Here is a 23,022-nt window from a genome sequence, read left to right on the forward strand (position 1 = left end):
CGTTCGGATCTTCCTTCAACCAACTAAACTACTTTTATCCTAGCCTCTTTTTAATTTACCCAGCCCACACGTCTTTTGCGTATCGGCCTTTTTCTTCTAGCTGCTGCAGCCATAAGCGAGCGTCTGCTTCACTCACTTGGTGAACGTCAGCATAGCTTTTCATAAGCGTTGCTTCAACGTCAGGTGCCATTTTGCTTCCGTCTCCGCAAATATAGAAGTGCGCTCCTTGATCAAGAAGTTCAATCAATTTCTTGCCGTCTTGTTCCATCACGTGCTGAACGTATGTTTTCGGCTGATTTGGCATGCGAGAAAAAGCGGTATGAAGCGTAATGATGCCTTCATTTTGGGCGTTTTCAAGCTCTTCTTGATACAGATAGTCTTCATGAGGTGAACGGCAGCCGAAGTATAAATGCGCTTCTCCAAGCGACTGTCCTTGTTCTTTTAGCTGTTTGCGAGCCTGCACGAAACCTCTAAACGGCGCGACGCCTGTTCCCGGTCCGACCATGATAAGCGGCGTTTCAGGGTCTTTTGGCAGCGTAAATCCTGACTGCGGTGTGGAAATAAAGCACGTAATCGTATCTCCTTCTTGCAGCTCGGCAAGATAGTTCGACGCAATTCCTTTATATTCTCCATATCCGCTCCACGCTTCTCCTGAGACAACGCTGACCGTGATGCTTGCTTGTTTTTCATCGACACGAGGTGATGAAGAAATTGAGTAATAGCGCGGGCGTATGCTTGGCAGAAGGGCGATAAATTCGCTGAATTCCATTTCACACGCCGGGTATTTTTCAAGCAGTTCAAGCATTGTTAAACGTTTTGCCAGCACTTGTTCTTTGTAGGCTTGCTTTTCAAGCAAGGCTTCAAGCTCTACTTTATGCGGCGGGCAGACCGTTATAGCAGCCATTGCGCGAAGCTGCGTGCGCGTAACAGGATCTTGAAGCTCCACGTATTGCAGAAGCTCTTCTACTGATACTGTTTTAGCGAGTGGCAAATGAGCTAATTTTTCTTCTTCTGCTTCCAGACGGATTTGCTGTGATGCATCTAGGCCGAACCTTGCTGTTACACGGTTTACTATTCCTTCATAGTTGCGAGGAATAACGCCTAAATGATCTCCTTCTTGATAAGAAGCTTCTTTTGGAAGTTCAATTTCAAGATGACGCGTGCTTCGTGCACTGCCTGGCTGTTGAAGTTCTTTGCTTGCTACGACGTTCGCTGAAAACGCACCGTGCATTTTCGCAAGCGGCATATCCGCGGCGCTGTCGACGAATTGAAGTGAAAGTGTAGATTTATTATCTTCACTGTTTTCAATGTCGAGGTTAAAGTAGGCTGCTACATCACTCCACATATGTTCACGCCATTCTTCATATGTGCCTTCAAAGTCGTCGCTTGCATCTGCTTCACCGCGGTCAGCGATGTTTTCTGCCCCTTTAGCGGCAAGCGTTTCATCGATAAAAGCAGGCACTTTTTGATACGTTGTCGCCCAGTTTTTATCACCGCATCCAAATACGGAATAGCGAACACCTTTTACTTCATCAGCAGACGCTTGGTCTAACCAGTCGACAAATTGCTTTGCGTTATCAGGCGGGTGTCCGTTATAAGACGCCGTTACAATTAATACAGCTCCTTCGCGGGGAAGATTTCCGGCGTGCGAATCAAGGGTAGCGACCTGTGGTGCGAATCCTTTGCTCATTGCAATATCTGCTAAATCACGCGCCGTTCCTTCAGCTGTTCCCATATTTGAACCGTATAGCACAAGCAGCGGCGTATTATGAGCGTTTTCTGCCTTTTTGCGTACTTTTTTAGCAGACTGTTCAGTGCTAGGTGAAGGAATACCGCCAAGCGGAATTTTTTTCGATTTTGCTTTTACCACAAAGCCTTCAGGTTTTAACGTTAAAGTTTCTTTAATATCCAGCTCGTAGTTTGTATGATCTTCAAAGTCAAAGTGTTTTAGCATCATACCAAGTACCAGCGTTGCTTCATGAAGAGCGAACTGCTGACCGATACACGCACGCTGCCCGTTTCCAAACGGTTTAAACGCATGCTGCGGAATCGCACTTGGATTTTCAAAACGCTCTGGACGGAACTCTTCCACATCGTCTCCCCAAATTGTTTTATCACGGTGAAGCTGAGGAATCAGAACCATTAGTTCGTCGCCTTTTTCTAAAGGATATTCTCCTCCAAGCACCGTATCTTCTTTTGCATATAGGGAAAACGCAGGAGCCGTTGGCCATAAGCGCAGCGCTTCGTTTAAGACCATGCCCACATATTTAAGCTGTTTGACTTGTTTGTAGCTTGGAACAGGATCTACTAGAACTCGTGCTGCTTCTTCTGCTGCTTTTTGTAATACATGTGGATTTTTCACTAAGAAATACAGCGCAAATGATAAAAGACCGCTTGTTGTTTCGTGTCCCGCAATTAAGAATGTAATAATTTGATAGCGAATGTTCTCGTCATCAAGCGGCTCACCTGTTTCTGGATCTTTTCCGTTTAGCATATGTGTTAACAAATCATCGCTTTGTTCACCGCTTGCTTTGCGATCTGCAATAATTTTATCTACTAGTTTGTTCATTACCTTGATATCTTCTTGAAACTGGCGCTTGTTTTCATCATAAGCTGGGTCATCTGGATTTGCTCGCTGCAGCTTGTTCATCGATTCATCCAGTGCACGGACCATACTCGTAATAAACGGATGCGGCTGATCTCGGTAAAAGCTGTTAAAGCGGTAGTTAAAGCCGCAAAGACCGATTGTATCAAGCGTTAAACGCGTCATATCTTCCGGTACTTCAATATGCTCATCTGCATTTAGACGCTCCCACTTTTGAATAAGCTGCACGGCGATATCGACCATCATCGCATGATAGCCTTTCATTGCCTGCTGACTGAAGCTTGGAAGTAAGATATTATGCGCTTTTTTCCAATTTTTTTCGTGCGTCCAGCTTGTAAATAACCCGTCTCCTGCAAAATCACGTACAAATTTAAGCGCTTGACTTAAGTTTTTATCAAAACGTGATTCATCGCATGCTTCTTTAATTAGACGCTGACTTGATAAGTAACGCGTTACACGGCCAGGCGCCTCGAATTTAAAGATTTCTCCTAATTCATCCGCAATTTTCATCAAAGCTTGAACCGGTTTATCTGTGTTTAATAACGGTAAATTTTTAAGCTCTCCAAACGTTTTTGGCTGAGGCATTTCTTTAATTGTCATGTTATCCCTCTTTCACTTGTTAAGTTTCATGATTGTCTGCTAAGTGCTGCCCACAGACTCTCTTCTACACCAGTAAGAAGTTCATCAGTTAAAGATAAGTAGTCATTTTCAATCATTTCATATACTTCCATGAAACTTCCAAATAAAATAGCAATTAGCGCATTTTCAGGAAGATTTCTAATCACACCTTGCTTTTGTCCTTCTCTGAAGAACGTGCAAACAAATTCCACCAGCTTTTGATATGCGAAGCGGCTCTCTTCCGTTAAAAAAGCTCCTTGGCTATGAGTTTTAATAAATCCAAGAGCACGAGGATGATTTTTAGTAAATGTCACCATACCTTCAAAGATATGATGAAACCCATCTCGGTATCCATCTCTTTCGTTTGCCAGACCGCTTTCAATGCACTGTAAAAACTCGTTTACGTGCTGTTGAAATAATTCATTTACAAGGCTTTCTTTATTTTTAAAGTAGCGATAAATTGTTCCTGCTCCTACTTTGGCATTTTCTGCAATCATTGGCATCGTGGTTGCATCAAACCCTCTTTCTGCAAACAGCAGAAGCGAAGCAGAAAAAATCGCTTTTTGTTTTGTTGGAGTAGATTCCACTTTATCACCTCTTTCCAAAAGCGGAATGAACGTTCATTCCGCTACAATTACAAGTATAAAAAACTGCATCTTAATAGTAAAAAGATAACTAGAAAAGTGGAAAGAAAAGGTTCTTTCACTCTAACTTTCTACCATTTAAAGGTAATTAACCGAGTCTTTCAGAATCTTTAGTGCTTACAGAAAATTAGTCCACTTATCCCCTCTATTAACATAATTTAGCACAACTTATTAAGGACAGAAGTTTAAAGGAAAAGCAACGTGGAAATAGAAAAGAGTTACACAAGGCGTAAAGGAGGATTAAAAATGAATCAAGCAAGAGTTATAGAATACGAAGAAATGCTTCGCTCAGCCATGCTTTCTAATAACATAGAGCTATTAGAAGAATTACTTTCAGATGAGCTTATTTTTGTGAATCACCTTGGGCAATGGTTGTCAAAAGAAGAAGATATAAATGTTCATCGTTCAAAAAGTCTTGATATAGCGGGCATGGAAGTGTTGGAACAAGAAGTTAAACTGTTTCAAGAACTTGCCGTTACGATTACAAAAATAGCGTTGAATGGGGCACTGGCAACCGGTGAATCGATCGGAGGCGAATACAGCTATACGCGAGTTTGGAAAGATGTTGAAGGGAAATTAAAGGTTGTTTCTTGTCACTGCAGTTCTAGCGTATAATCGACGCTGCCATAATAAAAAACATCCCTCCTGTACTAAGAGGGATGTTCCTTTTGCTCGTTAAAAGATTTTCTTCCTGTCTCTGTCATCTTTTAAAATCTCCACGGCCTCGCGGAACCGCTGTGAGTGAACAATCTCTCTTTCTCGTAAAAATCGTAAGCTATCGTTTAAATCAGGATCATCTGATATATCAATTAACCATTGATATGTAGCTCTTGCTTTTTCTTCTGCAGCTATGTCTTCATAAAGATCTGCAATCGGATCGCCTTTTGCCTGTATATAAGTAGCTGTAAACGGAACCCCAGCAGCATTATTGTAATAAAGTGCACTATCATGGTTCACATAGTGTTCTGCTAATCCCGCTGCCTTCAGCTGCTCCGGCGTTGCATCTTTTGTTAGCTTATAAATCATCGTAGCAATCATTTCAAGATGAGCAAACTCTTCTGTTCCAATATCGTTTAGCAGTCCAACAACTTTATCGGGAATTGTATAGCGCTGATTCAAATAACGAAGTGCTGCTGCAAGCTCTCCGTCCGCTCCCCCGTATTGTTCCATTAAATATTTGGCAAGCGTTGGATTACACGTGCTTACTTTCACTGGATACTGCAATTTCTTTTCATACACCCACATATAGCTCCCGCCTTTATCTGCTTATATTTGCCATGGCCAAGGGCTTGTTCCCCAGCTCCACTTTCCGTCGGTATAGCTGTTTCCATATTGCTGAAGCGGCCCGTACTTTGTTTCAAAGGTTCTTTTTAACTGCATAGCCTGCTGCGCGTATTCGTTAAACTGCTGCATAGCCTGCTGGTCATTTGGATGGGTATCTAAATACAGCGTTAATTCTACTAGTGCAAAATCAATCGCCTGTATTTCTTCTAAATCCTGATAGTACTCCGGAGGTAGATTTTTCATTCTTCATCCCTCTTCTTATCTTTGTATGGATTTTCATAGTAGTCCCAAAAAGCCGGCCACAGCGTTCCTTTTTTTAGCGCTTCTTTCGGTGAAAACTGCTGCAGATTCGGCGGCTGAAATCCCATGTATAATTGAGGCGGTGTAGAATAATATTTAACTCCTATCGGCCGGCAAGGATCATAGATACTGTGGAAAGGTTGATAGGTCTTAACCGGTGTAAACATCTTTTTTGGATTGTTATCCATGAAAAGTCCTCCTCTAAAAACACACTCTGTTTTATCCTATTCAGCTTTTATCGAGTTCATGAAGGAATTTACTTCCGACTTAGGAACCAAACTTTTCTTTATAAAAAAGACCTATGTAAAAAACGCTGTAATTGCCCAATCCCTTTAGGCAGTTTTCTCATACTTTATAAAATAGTGATAAAAAATAGAGGTGATTAAAAAATGGACATTAACTACATGGATTTTTATTTGTACCCGACAAGGTTTCCTGGACCTCAACTCCCGCCCGGTCCACCTAGACCACCAGGCGGTTTACCTGCACCTAGCCCGCAGCAAGCCCCAACTTCCCCTCCGCCGGCATTTATTCCGGCTCAACAAACGGCAACTCCATTTGCCGTTGACCCAGGAGCCATTTCTCTATGTCTATTCCGCAACACGTTCATATGGCTTAGAAACGGCTCTAGCTTCTGGTATTTTCCTATTTTTGTAGGACCGCGATCGGTTGCAGGATTTAGATGGAACGGACGTTTTTGGACCATTTTCGGTGTGGATACACGACAAATTGTTTCGTTTACGTGTTTTTAAACGTAAAAAAAAGCCTTATTTTTCAATAAGGCTTTTTTGCTTACTAACTACGATTACACTATTGTTCTTATTCCAAAACCAATCAGCAGCACGCCACTGCATCGTTGAAAGGCTTTTTGAAACACCGGTTTTTTAAACCATTTTTTCACGTAATCTATTACATACACCAAGATTAAAAACCACCCTACCGCTATAAGCGTCAGAATAAAACCGAGTATCAGCAGCTGTTGATTTGTGTGTGCATCCAAGTTAATAAACTGTGGCATAAACGTAATATAAACTAATACCGTTTTAGGATTAAGAAAATTACTAAGAGCCCCTTGCATATATGATTCTCTATAGCAGCGACTAGATGAAGACTTTACAGTTTTTGTTTCTTCTGAAATGGCCTCTAATGAGAGCGTATTTTTGGTCAGAAATATTCTGATGCCTAAGTAAAATAAGTACGCTGCCCCTATGTATTTAATCGTGTTAAACAGATACACCGACTGCGCAATAGCAACAGACAAGCCAAGCACAGCAATTAACGTCCAAAACGTGAGGCCTGTAGCCATGCCGAGTATGGTAAAACGTCCTGCTTTTGCTCCGTGATGAAGCGTATTTTTCATGATAAGAATTGTATCAGCACCAGGTATCATCGACATAACCAGCGCCATCAGCATGTAAGCAGCTAAATGATCCACAGTATTTCTCTCCCTTTTAAGCTATTACTAGCATCCTGTTTTCTTTTCACTTTCAAATATTTTCATGTATTGTTTTGGTGTTAGCCCAACCTGACTTTTAAAAAATCGAGTCAAATGACTTTGATCACTGAATCCCGTTAGAAAGGATACGTCAATTGGCTTTTTCCCCTGCTCTAGCAGCTTTTTAGCCTGATTGATTCGAATTGTTTCCAAGTAGCTGTATGGAGAGATTCCTTTTTGCTTTGTAAAAGAGCGCAGCAGCCGGTATTTGCTCCATCCAATTAGCTGACTTAACTCATCCAGCGTGATCTTGTTTGTATAGTTGTCTTCCAAATAGCTGCAGATTGTTGTGATTTCATGGGACGTGTCAACGGCTGACGAAAGAAAAGAAAGATTTGAATGATCCTGCATGAGTTCTTCTAGCAAATATAAAAATAACTCTTCTTTCTTAAACTCCCGTTCACCATTTAAAATTTGTAAATGAAGCTCTTTTAAACTAGAGACAGCATCACTTCTTTGCACCACGCTGCTGTTAAAACGCGGAAGACTTTCACTGCCGTTAATGTCAAAAACAGCTTTTTTCATCACTTCTGGCGTCACGTTAATACAACGATAATCAAGCTTTTTGCCGTCTATTTGTTCACAGCTATGGACATCATACGGATTAAACAGCAGCAAATCTCCTGGATTAATGATGTATTCTTTGCCTTGGCAAATTAAATGACGCTGACCTTCTTCAATAAATCCAATCACATAATACTCGTGAAAATGAGCAGGAAACTTTTGCATAATCCCTTTAAAACGATAAGCTTCAATATGTAAATCGGCGTCAACGTGCGCCGTGCGAATTTCTTTTGTCATCAATGCCCCCTCCTTGTCACATACTAAGCTTTTTAAGCATACCATTCACTCAAAAATTTTTCTTGTATGATATTGCAGATGAGACTTTTTTCCACTACTTTTATCCGTTCAGCTAGGGGTGGTACCAATCACTCTTAAGAGTGATTTCTCTTCTTTCCTCTAGTAATTTTCCGCTCAAATGATAAAATATAGACACATTTTATGGACGAAAGAAGGGATACCGTGAAATATAGACAAATTAAATGGCTGATTTTGCTTCTTCCAACTCTGACCATCGCGCTTTGGGAGTACGTTCGTCATGCCTTTTTGCTCCCTTACATCTCAATGGATATGGGAAATGTGCTTTCTCCGCTCCTTGTCTTTTTTGTAACGCTTGTATTTGTCCGCTATTTATTTTCTATTTTAGAAAAAATGCAAGAGGAACTAAGACAAGAAAAAGAAAAGAAAGCAGCACTTATTGAACGTGAAAAATTAGCTCGTGAACTGCATGACGGCATTGCACAGTCGCTGTTTCTCCTATCTGTTAAAATGAACAAGTTCGGAAGAAAAAACAAATTAGAGCAGGATCCTGATTTTATCCGGATGAAGCAAACTCTGCAGCATGTTCATGACGATACGCGCCAAGCAATTACAAATTTAAAGCACTCTCCTTTAGACACTTCAGAAAGCTGGACTGAAAGCATTCATCAATACGTCGATGATTTAACACATACTCATTTACTAGATGTAAATTTAGATTGGAGACTGTCAGAAACAACGCTGTCCAGAAAAGAAAAAAATGAGCTGTTTGCCTGTGTGAAAGAAGCGGCTATGAACGTCATTAAACATGCAAAAACAAATAAAATCTGGATTACAGCCAGTGAAACGGCTAGCGGATGGATTTGTGAAATTACAGATTTCGGTATAGGTTTTACTTCCGAATCTCTCAAGGCCGGGCTTGGTTTACAAATTATGAAAGATCGTGCGAAGGACATGAACTGGGACTTTTCCATTGAGCGAAAACAGAACCAAACCATTGTTAGCATTAAAAAGGGGGTTATGTAAATGCAGCCGTTTCGTATTTTGATTGTAGATGATCATGCTCATGCGAGAGAAGGCATTCGCGATATTTTAGAAGAATATGAAGATTTTATTATTGTTGGCGAAGGAACCAACGGGCAAGAAGCCATTGAACTGACCGAAAAATTAATGCCCGATATCGTACTAATGGACATTGGAATGCCTGTGATGGACGGGTTGGAAGCGACAAAACAAATTAAGCTTCGGTTTCCGTACGTTAAAATTGTGGTTATCACGGTTTCAGACGATATTACGGATTTATTTGATGCGCTGAAAAAAGGCGCACAGGGCTATTTGTTAAAAAACCTGCAGTCTGAAGTGTGGTACAACTATTTGCGTGCGTTCGCTTTAGATGAAGTTCCTATGTCAAAGGAAATTGCGTTTCAAATTTTAAAAGAGTTTCCGCAAGAAACATCGATAAAAAAACCCGACACTCCCCTTTCTGCACGAGAGCTTGAAGTACTTCAATTAGTGGCTAAAGGACTGTCGAACCGCGATATCTCCGCGCAGTTATTTATTTCTGAACACACGGTAAAAAGCCATTTGAAAAATATTTTAAGCAAGCTTCATTTAGAAAACCGCGTGCAGCTGACAAGCTATGCGTTTCAAAACGGCTTAATGAACTAACAGCTTTCACGAGCTGTTTTTTTATTAGCAGCTTCCTCTTATAAGTCCCAACAATCACTCTCAGGAGTGATGGCTAATTCTCCCTTTCCTTCTATAATGAAAGCACATTCGTTAGTAAAAAGGAGGAAAAAATGATGCAGGAAAAGCGCGAAGAAACAACAAGTACAATTAAAAAAAGCACGGCGCGTTCTCAAGGCCTATACAAAGCCATATGGCGCTGGCACTTTTATGCGGGCTTAGTGTTTACTCCGTTTCTTCTTATATTAGCTGTTACTGGAGGCGTGTATTTGTTCAGGCCTCAAATTGAAGAAAGACTGTACCACGACTTGTATCATGTTCAAGCTCAATCACAGTCTACATCCCCTTCAGCACAAGTGCAGGCTGTAAAGGAAAAGTATCCAGGCGCTGACGTGTTGACGTATAAGCCCAGTGAGCGCTCCACTCGTTCTTCAGAAGTAGGAATCTCATTAAAAGACCATACATATACGATTTTTGTTAATCCTCACAATGGTCACATTGTAGGAAAACTGGATGATTCGAGTCGCTTAATGAATCAAATTGAAGAATTTCACGGAGAGCTAATGGCAGGAACAGCGGGTGATCGTATCGTAGAACTTGCGGCCTGCTGGGCGATTGTCTTAATTGTAACCGGTGCTTTTTTATGGTGGCCGCGCAAAAAAGACAAAATAAAAGGCGTGCTGATTCCTCGTTTTTCAAAAGGTAAAAACGTGCTTGCACGAGACCTTCATGCGGTACCGGCCTTTTGGATTTCAGCTGGTATGCTTTTTCTCGTACTAACGGGCCTTCCGTGGTCAGGACTGTGGGGCAATGCGTTTCAGCAAATCGCCACAAACGCAGGCGTTGGGTACCCTCCGTCTATTTGGGTAGGCAGTGCACCTACTTCAACCGTGCAAACAAAAGATGTAGCGGACGTGCCTTGGGGAGCTGAAACGTTAGAAGTTCCAAACTCCACAGCTTCGCAATATACAAAAGTATCGCTTGATGACATTGTAGATATTGCAAAAGAACAGCATATGCACGACGGCTATACCATTTCTATTCCGCAAGAACCTCAAGGCGTGTATACGCTCTCTGTATTTTCACCAAGAGCTCAGGATGAAGCAACCATTCACCTTGATCAATACACCGGCGCTGTGTTAGCCGATTATCGGTACGATAACTATGGATTTATGGGAAAATTGATTGCACTTGGTATTACGCTTCATAAAGGTACACAGTTTGGGTTTATAAATCAGCTTATGGGCCTCATTGTTTGTATCGGAATTGCTGGTATTGCTATCAGCGGAGCCTTACTGTGGTGGAAACGAAAACCAGCTAAAAACATAGGCGCTCCTAAAGTTCCTGAAGGAAATGCAATGCGCATTGTGACGTGTATAATCGTGGTGTTTGGTCTCGTCTTTCCTTTAGTCGGACTGTCCTTAGTTATCGTGTGGCTTTTAGATTTCTTTGTCATCAAACGAATTCCAGCATTGAAGCGGTTTTTAAACGCATGATGCATGAAACGATGTGAGGTGCAGTAACAATGAACAAATGGAAAATACCCGGATTGGTCATACTCAGTACGATTTTACTTTCCGCGTGCTCTGTAAACAGTAACGCAGACAAGCTCTACAAGCAGCCAAAGCCTCTGTCTGCGCATGTGATGCTTCCTGAAACTATAAAACCACGGAGCACACAGGTACTAGAAGTGCACGTAATGCAAGAAAATAAAACGGTGGATGATGCCAAAAGCGTTCAGTTTAAAGTGTGGAAAAAAGATGCTCCCGGTAAAGTTGAAATAGTAAAAGCGCATTATGATGGCAGTATGTATAAAGCCAAAGCAACCTTTAAGGAAGATGGTATTTACTATATTAAAACGGATATTAACGCGCGCGGTGAACACATCCTTCCTACTCAGCAAGTCGCAGTAGGCGAATTATCGAAAGAAGAATTACGTTCACTGCAGCCAGCTGAAAACGAAACGCATCATCATCACTCTCATCATTAGACATAAGCTCACGTTCAGCGACTGTACGTGAGCTTATATTTTTCTTATGAATTTTGACTAGTTCCATTATATGTTTTTACATTTTTTTCTTATTACTTTAAAATAAAAGTGATAAACGTTTTATAAAGGAGTTTTACAGATTGAAAAAAATTGTTTCTGGTATTTTAATTTTAGTATTAGCCGTTATTGTTATGATTGAAGGAAATCCGTTAGAGCAGAACTCTTCAACGAATACCTCCTACGATGAAGTAATTACCTTCCCTGCTGATCGTTACCCTGAAACTGCAGCGCACATTCAACATGCAATCGATAAAGGAAAATCGGCTGTTTGTACAATTGACCGAGACGGGGCTGAGGAAAACCGCCGTGAGTCTTTAAAAGGTATTCCGACTAAAAGCGGCTATGACCGAGATGAGTTTCCGATGGCCTTTTGTGAAGAAGGCGGAAGCGGTGCTGATATTGAATATGTAAAGCCTTCAGACAACCGAGGCGCCGGGTCTTGGATCTCCCATCAAGTAGACGAGTTTCCTGACGGTACGAAGGTTTTAATTGAAGTGAAGTAAAAAGAATGGTCGTGATGACCTTTCTTTTTTTATATTAAAAGTCTATAAAAAATGAAAAATTGCTCTTGCCTAAAGATACTCTTCACTTTTAAAATAAAAACGTGTGTGTTACATATATGCATCATCGTTTTATAGGAGGAATGAGTTTCTTGGACAATCTATGGCAGCAGCTACTCCCTGCCTCATGGCAATTAACTTTATTTATTTTCTTTTTTGTTTATATCTTGCGCTACAAACAAGAGAATAAATTCAGCATGCAGCTTCACTTGCTGCTTAAGTTTCTTTATGCCGTTATTTTGATTTTAAATGCGGTGTTGTTTTTAGTGGAAAGTCAGCGCGATTTTCTTTTTTATGCAACGCTTTTCATGAGTATCCTGACAATTATTTTGATGGAGTTCACGCTTTCTGCAAAAAAACAGAACGAGCTTGATTTTATTTCAGCCGTTTCTTGCTGTGTTCTTCCGATTTTTATTTCTTTACTTGAACTTAGTTAATGAACCAAAGGCCTCTGATGATTCAGAGGCCTTTTTGATGTTATTGATCTTTGTTGTTACGATCCATCATATCTTTTGGATCTTCTACAATATCTTCTGGATCACGGTTGTTGTCTTTTTCATCATCTCGATACATCTTGTCATTTTTATCTACGCCAGGTACGTTATTGTTGTTGTTCATATTGTCTAAGCCCGTGTTTACAAACGCCACGTATACTTTGTCGATTTTACTATCTGCTTCTCTTACGCGGTCTGCAATTTTTTGCTCAAAATCAGTTGAAACTTCATGATAAGTATCGCCGTTATACGTTACGGTGTTCACCTTGCCGTTATCATTGTTGTCCGCTGCGTCATTTCCAGCTAGGTCTACCGTTACATACGCGTTATTATTATCGCGAAGCACATATGCATCGTCAACTTCCTTCATATCTTCTACATTTTGTGCTGCTTCAACTGACTTTGTCGGCTGATCAGTGTTATCCATTGGGATATTGTTATTAACTCCATCGTTTGTAGAAGTGTTGCGTAAGTCATTTTGAGTATTGTCCATTGCGTTATTGTCTTTATTTCCTCCACATGCAGCTAAGCCGGAAAGAAAAAGAACTGAAGAAGCAATGATAAGCCCTTTTTTCATTTTTTCCATCTCCTTAAATATAGTTTGCAGTCGTATTATGCTTAATTTTTGCAAAACTATTCAAAGGAGACGGAGAAGTGAAAAAATCTTTTTAAAAAATATACTTAACGCTGCTAGCAATATTATAAGATGCATTTTAATATTACAGCTGTACTTATTCTCCTAATAGCTTTCGAACGGCTATTGAAAGCGTATTGACATGCCGTTCTACGTTTGCCGCCTCAGCAACTTGTTTCTTTTCATCGACGTTGTAAACCGGCGCTGGATTTTGTGTAATTCCGTTGATCGCTGTAGCCATAAAAGCTAGCAGATCATCTGTTGGTACAGCCGGAGAGAAATTCTTTACTTCTATTTGCTGCGTAATAAAGTCGTGAAGCTTTTTTTGAATATATTTAAGGTTAGAGACTTCAACTAGCTGATCTTCAATTTTCATAAAACGCTGAGGGTCTTTTGAATACAACGCTACTAGTTCAAAGTAAATTTCTCCTCCTGCTGTCATCGATTCTTGGATATGCTCTCCAATATACATAATAAAATCATGCAACATTTCAAAGGAATCTTTTTTTGTCTGAAGTAGGGCTTCAATTTTATCTTTTACTTTATAGCTGACGCTTTCTTGATTAAGAAGTCCAACAAATACTTCATCAAGGTTTGAAAAATATTTGTACACGCCTCCCTGACTCATTCCAGCTTCCAAAACGATATCTCGCATGGCTACATCATGCACCGGTTTGCTCTTGCATACTCTTTTGGCTGCTTCTAAAATCTCTTGCTTCTTTTTTTCAGCGTATCCTTCCCTTACTTTTGGCATTTTTTCACGCTCGCTTACTTTTTTATTTATTTTCGAATGTCTCGAGTGCATCAATAATCACCTGAGCTGCTTTTTCAGCTCCTTTTTCAGCTCGGATTTGTTTTCCGATTTCTTGTGCTCTGGATCGAATTTCATTAACTTGCGTACAGGAAATGGCTGCGGATAATTTTTCAGCCGTCAATTCTTTTCTCGGAATGGCTTTTGCTCCAGCTCCTAGCTCGTGAATTTTTCTTCCCCAAGCGAATTGGTCATTTCCATAAGGAACAATAATACTTGGAACACCAGCTCGGAGGCCTTCGGCTGTTGTTCCTGCTCCTCCATGATGAACAACGGCAGACATTTTAGGAAACAGCCACTCATGAGGAATATCTTTTACAAATAAAATGTCTTCTGCTATCTCTTCTGTGTGATTCATTCCGCTTCCTCCTGTATTGATGATACCTCGTTTCCCGGCAAGTTTTAAGGCTTTAATCACTAAAGCAGTCGTTTCGCCTGCGTTTTTTTTATCACCAACACTTCCAAATCCAATATAAACTGGCGATTCTCCAGCCTTTAAAAACCTTTCCAGCTTCTCTTCCGGCTGATAGCTATGGTCACTGTCCATAAACCAATTTCCGTAGGAATGAACGTGTTCAGGCCAATCTTTAGATACGGAAAATACAGTGGGACTTGACGAAATAATGGTTGGGTTAGCTGCTGTACGCTGCTTTGGATACGGGCATGAAAAATCGTTAGGTCCTGTTCCATGCTGCTGAACCCAATATTTTTTTAAAGGACCATTTACTACTTTCCAAAATCCCCATTCAAAAATACGATGCGTCAGCTTATTATATATTTTTCCAAATCGTGGTCGATCATAAAAAATTAAAGCTGGATAGTCTTTTGTTGGTGTCATTGGAAAAGGGCTGGCTAGAATGCTTGGTATATTCATCTCTTTAGCAGCAAAGTAACCAATTGCCGCACCTGGATGATATACAATTGCATCGGCTCCTTTGCATGCTTTGTGCAAATCTTCTTGTATATTCATCATCATACCCATCATCTTTTCATTTTTTAAGCTTGAAAAAAATTTGAGAGGATTGTCTGCATTAATCGCGTCGTCTGCTGCTCCGCTCTCTATAATTTTAGAAACATCTCCTCGAAGCATGGCATATTCGAATCCATACGATTTTATGAAGTTTTGATAAGCTTCTGAAGCCGCAATTCGTACACGGTATCCTTTCTTTTTTAGCTCTAATCCTAAAGCCATAAAAGGCTGGGTGTCTCCCCGCGTTCCCGTTGTTAACATCGTAATAAGCATCATTTCAGCCTCCTTATATTAAAACGACAATGTTGTCGTTTTAATATAATGTAACCTCCTGGAATTGATTCGTCAATGTAAAAACGACAATTATGTCGCTTTTATTACTATCCTTTATTTTCCTAAGGTGCTTTTTGTAAGGATTGCTGCTTTTAATTATAGCAAGGGAAAATTTCCTTTTTATAGTATTGTATAAAGAAAGGCTTATTCAGCTAACGGGCAGTCATATTGAATAAGATAGGGTTTACTTATCCTTAAATAAAATATTTTCAAAACATCATAAAAGGAAGTGTGTACTATTGGGCAGTGAAAGTAAACTCATTATTTCTCCATTAAATAATGACTTAATAGAGGATATCAATATGACAAATGATTATTTTAAGCTATATGGCAGAGTTGTCCCCAGTTTACAATCAGGAAGGTGGTCTTATAAAGAAGTTCTTTTTGACGAAGCTAGAGAAACACGTTTTCCAGATGACAAACTTGATTGGAGCCAATATATAAACCGAGAGGATAAAGCTTTGTTTTTAGCTTATATGAATAATACTTGCATAGGACAGATTAGAATCATTAAGGATTGCAATCGCTTCTGTTATATTGAAAACATTGCTACTAAAAAAGACTATAGAGGCAGCGGAGTTGGAAAGTTTCTCTTAAATAAAGCAGAAGAGTGGGCAAAACAAAGAAAACTTATAGGAATGTCCTTGGAAGCACAAGATGATAATCTTGGTGCATGCAGATTTTATGTAAAACAAGGATTCATACTAGGTGGAGTTGACACACTAAAGCAGTCATATAATCCTACTATTGGAACCACTTTATACTGGTATAAGTTATTCAAGTAACGGGGGCTTTAGCGAAATAAGTAATAGAGTCGTTTTAACATAGGAATTTTAAAGAGTTAAATAGTTGAAACTGAAAAAAAGATGCTCGCGTTTTAAACGAAGCATCTTTTTCAAGTGCAGCTATGAATGCCTACCTACTTTTTTAAGTTAAACTGATCGTGAGGCAGCTAATTTCTCAATCGGGGCTTGTTCAATGTCTGCTGCTGAAATATTCAGCAGCTTTTCTAAAACAGCCGTTATGCTCTCATTTGTCTTATTACTTTTCTTGCAGTCATTAATATGCTGATTTAATTGCTTTTTATAAGCCTCTGTATGAATGAGCCACTGACTTAAAAGCTCTTTTGTCGCCTTTTTTTCTTCTTCGCTTTTAGCTCCAAATAAGCTTTCCATATCAGGTTCTTGAATAATTAGCTTACTAAAATCTTCGCTTACTGCAAGCCAAAAATAGTTTTTTTCGTACTCGTAATATCTGTGTTCTTTTAATAAAAAGTAGCCAATTTCAAATTCAATGCGATAGAGCGGCTGGTTAACTTTCGGCGCATGAAGGCTTTTAAAGTTAATATGTTCTACATCATCTACATAAACCTCTGAACCGTATTGGGTTTTAATCATCTTAGCATCTACTGTATTCATGGTGTTTACCTCTTTAAGGATATTATGAGAGAACGGGTGCATTCTTTTTCTAGAATGCGCACGTTCTTTATCTTTTACTTAATTTTGAACAGCATTTTTCCAATCAGCCGCAAATTTTTCGATTCCTTGTTCGGTTAAAGGATGTTTAACAAGCTGCTCGATTACTGAATATGGAATCGTTGCAATATGAGCTCCGGCAAGGGCTACGCGTGTAACGTGATCCGGATGTCTTACAGAAGCCGCAATGATTTGAGAGTCAATATTTTGAATGCGGAACAACTCGGCAATTTTAGCCACAAGCTGTACGCCGTCTTCTGAAATATCATCAAGGCGACCAAGGAATGGAGATACATATGTTGCACCTGCACGAGCTGCTAAAAGCGCTTGGTTCACAGTGAAAATAAGCGTTACGTTTGTTTTTACACCTTTTTTAGCAAGGTAGCGAGTCGCTTCTAATCCAGCGATTGTCATTGGAAGCTTAATCGTAATATTTTGATCCCCGCCATTAATTTTGATTAGTTCTTCTGCTTGCGCAATCATGTCTTCTGCTGTTTCGGCATCCGGCGTCACTTCTGCTGAAACGGATTCTACTTCTGGAACAGTTTTTAAAATTTCTTCAATACGATCTTCAAACTTTACGCCTTCTTTTGCAACAAGAGAAGGGTTTGTTGTGACGCCAGATAAAACGCCCACTTTGTATGCTTTTTTAATATCGTCAAGGTTTGCAGTATCAATAAAAAATTTCATTTTTTCATTCCTCCATTAGTTTTTTTTACTATACCCACTATTTCACTTGTTATTTCTTTTCCACAGCATGACCGCCAAACTCATTTCGAAGTGCGGAAACTACCTTTCCTGTAAAGGTATCATCTTCAAGCGAGCGATAGCGCATCAGTAAAGACATTGCAATAACCGGCGTAGCTGTTTGAAGGTCTAGAGCGGTTTCTACCGTCCATTTCCCTTCACCAGAAGAGTTCATAACTCCTTTGATGTCATCTAGCTTAGTATCTTTAGAGAATGCATTTTCTGTTAATTCCATTAGCCATGAACGAATAACAGATCCATTGTTCCATACTCTCGCCACTTTTTCGTAATCATAGTCGAACTGGCTTTTTTCAAGAACTTCAAATCCTTCTCCGATTGCAGCCATCATGCCGTATTCAATGCCGTTATGAACCATTTTTAAAAAGTGGCCGCTGCCTGCTTCACCAGCGTATAGATATCCGTTTTCTACTGCTGTATCGCTGAAGATAGGTTCAACAATTTCCCACGCTTCACGATCTCCGCCAATCATATAACAAGCTCCGTTACGAGCGCCTTCCATTCCGCCAGATGTTCCAACGTCCATAAAGCGGATTTTGTTTTCTTTTAACTCGTTATAGCGTCGAATAGACTCTTTGTAATGAGAGTTTCCGGCTTCAATTACGATATCTCCTTCAGCTAAAAGAGGCTTCACTTCACTAATAACAGAATCAACAACCGTATGAGGAACCATCAGCCATACAACTCTTGGTGTTTCTAGTGACTGAACAAGCTCCTGCAAGCTTGATACTCCTGAAGCACCATACTCTTTCATTTGTTCCACTGCGTTTGAATTTACGTCAAATGCTACAACGTCATGACGCTGATCCAATAAGTTTTGTCCTAAGTTAATCCCCATTTTCCCTAAACCAACTAATCCTACTTTCATGTGAACAGCTCCTTCTATTTATCTTCTTATTTAAGCCTTTAGCAATTCTTTTGCCTGTGCCACTACGTTTTCTTCTGTAAATCCAAACAGCTTCATCACATCTGCTCCCGTTCCTGAAGCACCAAATGTGTCAACTGCTATCACTTTTCCTTTTGGTCCTACAAAGCGTTCCCAGCCAAGTGAAATTCCCATTTCTAGAGAGATTCGTTTTGAAACAGATTCAGGCAAGATGCGCTCTTGATACTCTTTTGACTGCTTGTTAAACAGCTCCCAGCTAGGCATTGCTACAACTCGAACAGATGTACCTTCACGTTCTAGCTGAGTTTTAGCACTGACCGCTAGTGCTACTTCAGAACCTGTAGCGATAAAAATCAGCTCCGGCTTATCGTTTGTTTCGGTTAATACGTAAGCTCCTTTAGTGAGGTCAGTGATATTTTGTTTTGTTTCTTCAAACACAGGCAAGTTTTGACGGCTAAGCACTAAGGCTACAGGACCTTCCGCTTGCTGAAGCGCATAAGCCCAAGCGCTAGCTGTTTCGTTTGCATCAGACGGACGGATTACGGTAAGCCCTGGAATTGCACGAAGAGAAGCTAAATGTTCAACGGGCTCATGAGTCGGTCCATCTTCTCCTACTGCTATGGAATCATGAGTAAACACATACGTGACCGGCAGCTTTTGCAGTGCAGCCAAACGAATCGCTGGACGCAAGTAATCATTAAAAACAAAGAATGTGCTGACAAACGGCTTCACACCGCCGTGAAGGGCCATTCCATTTCCGGCCGCTCCCATTGCATGTTCACGTACGCCGAAATAAATATTTCGATTTCCGAAATATCCTGGTGCGTAAGGGCCTTCTTCTTTAATGTCCGTCATCGTGGAATGCGATAAATCAGCGCTGCCTCCAAAAATAGATGGCACAGATTTAGTGAAATAATTAATAGCTTCTCCGCTTGCAACACGAGTCGAAATCGCTTTTTCTGATGAGAATGTTAAAATATCATTCACTTCAATTAACGCTTCGCCTGTGATGGCACGTTCTAATTCATCAGCGAGCATAGGGTATTCTTTTTGGTAAGAAGCAAACAGCTCGTTCCACTCTGCTTCTGCTTTCATCCCTTTTTCTTCTAGCATTTCAAAATGGGCTTTTACTTCTTCTGGAACATAGAAGTTTTCTTCAGCTTTCCAGTCGTAGGCTTGTTTTGTTGCTTTTGCTTCTTCTTCTCCAAGCGGATTACCGTGTGCTTTATTTGTTCCCGCTACTTTTGGACTTCCGTAGCCAATAATTGTTCTCACTTCAATAAGCGTTGGCTGCTCGGTGTTCTGCTTCGCTTTTTCGATGGCTTTTGTGACTTCATCTACGTTATTTCCATCTTCTACACGCAAATACTGCCAGTTTGCAGATTCCGCTCTTTTCTGGATATTTTCACTAAACGAAAGATTTAATTCCCCGTCTAACGAAATATCGTTGGAGTCATATAAAGCGATAAGTTTACCAAGCTTCATATGGCCAGCCATGGACATTGCTTCATAAGAAATGCCTTCCATCAAGTCACCATCGCCTACTAACGTATACGTATAGTGATCAATGACTGGGAATTTTGACTGGTTAAATTTTGCCGCTAAATGAGCTTCTGCCATTGCCATTCCGACTGCATTTGCAACTCCTTGACCTAAAGGACCTGTTGTGGCTTCCACGCCGTCCGTATGGCCAAATTCAGGATGTCCCGGTGTTTTACTGTTTAGCTTGCGAAAGCTTTTTAAATCTTCTATTGATACATTGTATCCGCTTAAATGAAGCATGCTATACAGCAAGCTTGAGCCATGACCGGCTGATAAGATAAAACGATCTCGGTTAAACCAGCTTGAATTTGCCGGATTATGCTGTAAGTGATTCGCCCATAGCGCATAGGTCATCGGAGCCGCTCCCATTGGAAGCCCGGGGTGGCCTGAATTGGCTGCGTTCACCGCATCGATTGACAGGGTGCGAATCGTATTAACTGCAAGTGTGTCTATGTTGGTACTCATGTGTCATCCTTCTTTCGCTTTGTTTGTATTAAACTGGCTGTAATTCGCGTGATCGGCGCGATGTTTCTTCATCCAGCCACCATTTAAAACCGTCTTTTTCTAAAAGTGCATGTGATGCATCAGGGCCGTGTGAACCAGCTGCATATTTATAAAGCGGCACTGTATTTTCCTCAAACGCTTCAAGAAGCGGCTGAACCCATTCCCAAGCTAGCTCTACTTCTTTCCAATGAGCAAAAAATGTAGAATCTCCGGCACATGCATCTGCAATAAGGCGTTCATATGCTTCAGGTGCTCCTTCTTGCTGACCTGAAAAATTAATTTGTACAGGCTCAATATGACCATGATTAAATGGGTTTTTGCTGTTCAACTGCAGCGTAATATTTTCATGCGGGTTAATTTCAATGATCAACAGGTTTGGAGATGTTGTTTCTCCTTTGTCTAAGTACAACTCTTTTAACGAGTCTTTGAATTCAATAACAATTCGCGTCGCTTTTTCCGCCATTCTTTTCCCTGTACGAATGTAGAAAGGAACGCCTTTCCAAAGCGAATTATCGATATATAGTCTGGCTGCTAAAAACGTGTCCGTCTGAGAAGATGGTGATACGCCCGGCTCATTTACGTAGCTCTCTACTGAAGACCCGTTTATTTTTCCGGCCTCATATTGACCGCGAACAACGTCTAGATCCATATCTTCTTTCACAAGCGGACGAAGCGCTTTTAACACATTTATTTTTTCGTTTCGAATATCATCAGCGCTAATGCGAGCCGGTAAGTGCATAGCCGTCATCATCAGCATTTGCAGCATGTGATTTTGAACCATATCTCGAATGGCTCCTGAATGGTCATAATAGCTTGCTCTTTCCTCTACACCGACCGTTTCACTTGCTGTAATTTGTATATTCGCAATATGTTCGTTATTCCATAATGATTGAAGAATAGGATTAGCGAATTCCAGCGCTTCTAAATTTTGCACCATCGACTTGCCAAGATAGTGGTCAATGCGGTAAATCTCTTCTTCTTTAAACGCTTTGCTTAAGTTTTCGTTTAATTGACGAGCTGACTGTAGATCATGACCAAATGGTTTTTCAATAATTAACCGTTTCCAACTTTTTGTAGCACCTAAGCCACTGTTTTTAATATGCTCGGCGATCGTACCGAAAAATTCTGGTGCAACGGAGAGATAAAACATTCGGTTGCTTGGAATATTTAGTTCTGCTTCTCGTGCTTCTACTAGATTTAACACACTTTTATAGTCTTCAGCATTCGTTGCATCCAATTGGCTGTAGCGAAAAGCTGAAAGAAAATGCTCCATAAGAGATGAATCTTTTTCGATGCGACGTGAAAAAGTATGAATAGATTCTTTTACTTTTTTCTGAAAATCAGCATCGGACATCTCCCTTCTGCCTAATCCCACAACAGAAATTGATTTAGGGATTTTCCCGTCTACAAATAAATTATAGAGTGCAGGATAAATTTTGCGTTTCGCTAAATCACCTGTTGAACCGAATAAAACAAAAGTCATCGCTTCCATATCTCTTCCTCCTGTTAGGAAAAATATAATCTTTTAAAAGTAACTTTTCTTTCACTCGTTACTTTATGTAACATATCTTATTCCTGAAATATTTTTTCGTCAAGATATTAAACTCGTAAAAAATCATTTCAATTTTCTTTTTTGATTTAAACCTTATAGCAGCTTATCTCGTTTAGTTTATGGGAAAATAATGAAAATACTTTTCGGTTGAATTTAAAAAATAAAACTGTTTTAATGGATTTGATAGAGTTGTATGAAAGTAAAAACATACATACTATTTACATGTGTGTCAGGTGAAAAATATCAAAAGGTGGAAGTGCTATGAAAGCTCAACTAATGAAGATGTTTGAAGTTCTATCTGTTTTTCGCATAAAAAAATCGCAAAGCACTTTAAAAGAGAAAGGAAGTTTGACCTCTTTCTTTTAAGCTGCACGCACGCCTTTAATGTGTGGCTACAGCAAGAAGTGCAAGCATCATATAGAGGTTAAAAACAGCCAGTAAAACAAGAACGGTATAGACTAGTTTTTTACCTGTTTTTCCTAAAAAGTAGACGTTTACTAAACTAAAATACACGCTTGCTGCGCATAAAACGAATGCAAGAAACTCTTTACACTCATTCAATGTCATTTGAAAATCTTGATTATAGTAAATTCGGAGATCCTTACTAACGGCAAACGGCACGGTCCACCACCTGATCAAAATTCCAATAAACATAAGTATCCCTATTGTGTTTAACGTGGACTGAAGTGTTCTCGGCTGTTTCTTTTTCATATTCACACCCGCTTGTGCGGACCTTTTGAAGTTTACTCGCATGTATTTCCCCCCCATGATGTTTTTGCATACCACAAAAAAGATCATCAGCCATACGCAGGCCTCTCCCGCGGCTATTTCTTACACCGTCAAAAGATGCGTAATGATCATCACGCAAGGCTTCAATAAAGTTATATTCTTTATCTATATTCACTTTATGCTGCATTTGATGCTTTCACAGCTTCTGATCATACCAGCTTGTTATATACATACACAAAAATAAGCCTTGGCTCATAGAGCTAAGG

The 23,022-nt window shown here is 40.1% G+C and carries 25 protein-coding genes; 9 read left to right on the top strand and 16 right to left on the bottom strand.

What is annotated here, in order from left to right:
* Positions 1-55: 55 nt before the first annotated feature.
* Positions 56-3,205, bottom strand: coding sequence for a bifunctional cytochrome P450/NADPH--P450 reductase (locus ACFX4W_RS06350; RefSeq protein WP_043981386.1), 3,150 nt, complete (start codon positions 3,203-3,205; stop codon positions 56-58).
* Between the two features lie 26 nt (positions 3,206-3,231).
* Positions 3,232-3,810 (bottom strand): TetR/AcrR family transcriptional regulator, encoded by a 579-nt coding sequence (locus ACFX4W_RS06355; RefSeq protein WP_043981385.1) that lies wholly within the window; start codon positions 3,808-3,810, stop codon positions 3,232-3,234.
* A gap of 303 nt (positions 3,811-4,113) precedes the next feature.
* On the opposite strand from ACFX4W_RS06355, the gene ACFX4W_RS06360 reads away from it, so the two are divergent.
* Positions 4,114-4,482: a nuclear transport factor 2 family protein gene (locus tag ACFX4W_RS06360; RefSeq protein ID WP_043981384.1), complete on the top strand. Its 369-nt coding sequence runs from the start codon at positions 4,114-4,116 to the stop codon at positions 4,480-4,482.
* A gap of 60 nt (positions 4,483-4,542) precedes the next feature.
* Here the strand turns inward: ACFX4W_RS06360 and cotJC are convergent, their stop codons facing one another.
* Genes cotJC through ACFX4W_RS06375 form a run of 3 tightly spaced genes read right to left on the bottom strand, consistent with a single transcriptional unit; the run spans position 4,543 to position 5,639 of the window.
* The gene (gene cotJC, locus ACFX4W_RS06365; protein WP_013083974.1) at positions 4,543-5,112 is read right to left on the bottom strand and encodes a spore coat protein CotJC; all 570 of its coding nucleotides are present in this window, start codon (positions 5,110-5,112) and stop codon (positions 4,543-4,545) included.
* Positions 5,113-5,133: 21 nt separating this feature from the next.
* Positions 5,134-5,394: a spore coat protein CotJB gene (locus tag ACFX4W_RS06370; protein ID WP_028409289.1), complete on the bottom strand. Its 261-nt coding sequence runs from the start codon at positions 5,392-5,394 to the stop codon at positions 5,134-5,136.
* Positions 5,391-5,639 carry a spore coat associated protein CotJA gene (locus tag ACFX4W_RS06375; RefSeq protein ID WP_013057939.1) on the bottom strand — a complete coding sequence of 83 codons (249 nt, stop codon included), beginning with the start codon at positions 5,637-5,639 and terminating at the stop codon, positions 5,391-5,393. Before ACFX4W_RS06375 ends, ACFX4W_RS06370 begins: the two co-directional genes overlap by 4 nt.
* A gap of 201 nt (positions 5,640-5,840) precedes the next feature.
* Here ACFX4W_RS06375 and ACFX4W_RS06380 point away from each other — a divergent pair, with 201 nt between their 5' ends.
* Positions 5,841-6,203: a hypothetical protein gene (locus ACFX4W_RS06380; protein WP_043981383.1), complete on the top strand. Its 363-nt coding sequence runs from the start codon at positions 5,841-5,843 to the stop codon at positions 6,201-6,203.
* A gap of 53 nt (positions 6,204-6,256) precedes the next feature.
* On the opposite strand, the gene ACFX4W_RS06385 is transcribed toward ACFX4W_RS06380, so the two are convergent.
* Together ACFX4W_RS06385 and ACFX4W_RS06390 are read right to left on the bottom strand one after the other, a co-directional pair.
* Positions 6,257-6,886, bottom strand: coding sequence for a LysE family translocator (locus ACFX4W_RS06385; RefSeq protein ID WP_043981382.1), 630 nt, complete (start codon positions 6,884-6,886; stop codon positions 6,257-6,259).
* 27 nt (positions 6,887-6,913) lie between these two features.
* Positions 6,914-7,747: an AraC family ligand binding domain-containing protein gene (locus ACFX4W_RS06390; RefSeq protein ID WP_043981381.1), complete on the bottom strand. Its 834-nt coding sequence runs from the start codon at positions 7,745-7,747 to the stop codon at positions 6,914-6,916.
* A gap of 222 nt (positions 7,748-7,969) precedes the next feature.
* On the opposite strand from ACFX4W_RS06390, the gene ACFX4W_RS06395 reads away from it, so the two are divergent.
* From ACFX4W_RS06395 to ACFX4W_RS06420, 6 genes are all read left to right on the top strand, one after another.
* Complete coding sequence (locus tag ACFX4W_RS06395; RefSeq protein WP_043981380.1) at positions 7,970-8,791, top strand: sensor histidine kinase; 822 nt, start codon at positions 7,970-7,972, stop codon at positions 8,789-8,791.
* Positions 8,792-9,433 carry a response regulator gene (locus ACFX4W_RS06400; RefSeq protein ID WP_043981379.1) on the top strand — a complete coding sequence of 214 codons (642 nt, stop codon included), beginning with the start codon at positions 8,792-8,794 and terminating at the stop codon, positions 9,431-9,433.
* 131 nt (positions 9,434-9,564) lie between these two features.
* Positions 9,565-10,947 carry a PepSY-associated TM helix domain-containing protein gene (locus ACFX4W_RS06405; RefSeq protein ID WP_080781660.1) on the top strand — a complete coding sequence of 461 codons (1,383 nt, stop codon included), beginning with the start codon at positions 9,565-9,567 and terminating at the stop codon, positions 10,945-10,947.
* 29 nt (positions 10,948-10,976) lie between these two features.
* Positions 10,977-11,441: a FixH family protein gene (locus tag ACFX4W_RS06410; RefSeq protein WP_043981377.1), complete on the top strand. Its 465-nt coding sequence runs from the start codon at positions 10,977-10,979 to the stop codon at positions 11,439-11,441.
* 140 nt (positions 11,442-11,581) lie between these two features.
* Positions 11,582-12,004: a NucA/NucB deoxyribonuclease domain-containing protein gene (locus tag ACFX4W_RS06415; protein ID WP_013057949.1), complete on the top strand. Its 423-nt coding sequence runs from the start codon at positions 11,582-11,584 to the stop codon at positions 12,002-12,004.
* A gap of 140 nt (positions 12,005-12,144) precedes the next feature.
* Positions 12,145-12,498 (top strand): DUF1516 family protein, encoded by a 354-nt coding sequence (locus ACFX4W_RS06420; RefSeq protein ID WP_225049451.1) that lies wholly within the window; start codon positions 12,145-12,147, stop codon positions 12,496-12,498.
* Positions 12,499-12,538: 40 nt separating this feature from the next.
* On the opposite strand, the gene ACFX4W_RS06425 is transcribed toward ACFX4W_RS06420, so the two are convergent.
* From ACFX4W_RS06425 to ACFX4W_RS06435, 3 genes are all read right to left on the bottom strand, one after another.
* The gene (locus tag ACFX4W_RS06425; protein WP_097822801.1) at positions 12,539-13,132 is read right to left on the bottom strand and encodes a hypothetical protein; all 594 of its coding nucleotides are present in this window, start codon (positions 13,130-13,132) and stop codon (positions 12,539-12,541) included.
* Between the two features lie 154 nt (positions 13,133-13,286).
* A complete protein-coding gene (locus ACFX4W_RS06430) occupies positions 13,287-13,994 on the bottom strand; it encodes a TetR/AcrR family transcriptional regulator (RefSeq protein ID WP_241771379.1) in 708 nt (235 codons plus the stop codon).
* Entirely contained in the window at positions 13,966-15,243 is a 1,278-nt protein-coding gene (locus ACFX4W_RS06435; protein ID WP_043981375.1) for a glycosyltransferase, read from the bottom strand. Before ACFX4W_RS06435 ends, ACFX4W_RS06430 begins: the two co-directional genes overlap by 29 nt.
* A gap of 299 nt (positions 15,244-15,542) precedes the next feature.
* Between ACFX4W_RS06435 and ACFX4W_RS06440 the strand changes: the two genes are divergently transcribed.
* Positions 15,543-16,088: a GNAT family N-acetyltransferase gene (locus ACFX4W_RS06440; RefSeq protein WP_043981374.1), complete on the top strand. Its 546-nt coding sequence runs from the start codon at positions 15,543-15,545 to the stop codon at positions 16,086-16,088.
* Between the two features lie 147 nt (positions 16,089-16,235).
* Here ACFX4W_RS06440 and ACFX4W_RS06445 read toward each other — a convergent pair whose 3' ends face one another.
* The 6 genes from ACFX4W_RS06445 to ACFX4W_RS06470 form a co-directional block, all read right to left on the bottom strand.
* Positions 16,236-16,721, bottom strand: a complete 486-nt coding sequence (locus ACFX4W_RS06445) for a hypothetical protein (protein ID WP_377559324.1) — start codon at positions 16,719-16,721, stop codon at positions 16,236-16,238.
* A 78-nt stretch (positions 16,722-16,799) separates the two neighbouring features.
* The gene (fsa, locus tag ACFX4W_RS06450) at positions 16,800-17,468 is read right to left on the bottom strand and encodes a fructose-6-phosphate aldolase (RefSeq protein WP_014459236.1); all 669 of its coding nucleotides are present in this window, start codon (positions 17,466-17,468) and stop codon (positions 16,800-16,802) included.
* 49 nt (positions 17,469-17,517) lie between these two features.
* Entirely contained in the window at positions 17,518-18,411 is an 894-nt protein-coding gene (gnd, locus tag ACFX4W_RS06455; RefSeq protein WP_043981372.1) for a phosphogluconate dehydrogenase (NAD(+)-dependent, decarboxylating), read from the bottom strand.
* Between the two features lie 30 nt (positions 18,412-18,441).
* Positions 18,442-20,436 carry a transketolase gene (gene tkt, locus ACFX4W_RS06460; protein ID WP_043981371.1) on the bottom strand — a complete coding sequence of 665 codons (1,995 nt, stop codon included), beginning with the start codon at positions 20,434-20,436 and terminating at the stop codon, positions 18,442-18,444.
* Between the two features lie 28 nt (positions 20,437-20,464).
* On the bottom strand, positions 20,465-21,967 hold the full coding sequence (zwf, locus tag ACFX4W_RS06465) for a glucose-6-phosphate dehydrogenase (RefSeq protein ID WP_043981370.1): 1,503 nt from the start codon (positions 21,965-21,967) through the stop codon (positions 20,465-20,467).
* A gap of 441 nt (positions 21,968-22,408) precedes the next feature.
* Positions 22,409-22,780, bottom strand: a complete 372-nt coding sequence (locus tag ACFX4W_RS06470) for a hypothetical protein (protein ID WP_043981369.1) — start codon at positions 22,778-22,780, stop codon at positions 22,409-22,411.
* Between the last annotated feature and the right edge of the window lie 242 nt (positions 22,781-23,022).

The organism is Priestia sp. YIM B13489 (assembly GCF_042787645.1).
Taxonomy (GTDB): Bacteria; Bacillota; Bacilli; order Bacillales; family Bacillaceae_H; genus Priestia; species Priestia megaterium.